The organism is Pelomonas sp. KK5 (assembly GCF_001984095.1).
Taxonomy (GTDB): domain Bacteria; phylum Pseudomonadota; class Gammaproteobacteria; order Burkholderiales; family Burkholderiaceae_C; genus KK5.
The window spans coordinates 1-531 of record NZ_LYVQ01000551.1 but is presented as its reverse complement, the minus strand read 5'-3'; the positions used below and the strand labels follow the sequence as shown (position 1 = coordinate 531).

The 531-nt window shown below is 57.4% G+C and carries 1 protein-coding gene; it reads right to left on the bottom strand.

Annotation, left to right across the window (positions count from 1 at the left end; translation table 11 throughout):
• The coding region (locus tag B0W88_RS33380; protein WP_144007168.1) for a hypothetical protein at positions 1-488 on the bottom strand (488 nt) is incomplete at its 3' end.
• Positions 489-531 lie beyond the last annotated feature (43 nt).

Below are 531 nucleotides of genomic sequence, written 5' to 3'. Positions count from 1 at the left end.
CGATTGCGTTCAGCCGCGCCGTTAGGCGTCGGCTGCAACTGCGGGTTAGGCAGTTGCTGGGCTGGCACAGGGTTTGGAGGACAGAGTTCGCGCAGATGCTCAAAGTCGCCCTGCGCGCGGTAGGCGACCTCTTGCCATGCCGCTGCAAAGGCGGGCCGTTTCATGTTCGACTTGATGCCGTCTTCCCAGTTCTCCCAGGTCTTATCTGTGATGCGCTTCTTCTGGCGGAGGAAGGCCTGCTCGTTGCAGAGATCGAAGTACCGGTAGAAATGAGGTAGCAGTTCTACTTGAGAATCCGGCGGCAGTGGTTCTCCGAATAGTGCCTCAACAGGAATCCGCTCGATCAGCGTTCGGTATTGACTCGTGAGCGTGTCTTCAAATGAGGTCGTAGCCTGTTCTCGCGTGATGAACAGTTGTTGAGCTGCCACGGCAACGCCCACTGCAGTAGCCACGCTGGAAAGAGCGCTGAGCGATTCGAGGAAAGTCATGATGAACGCTTGTGATGCCTAACGATTGCGTTCAGCCGCGCCG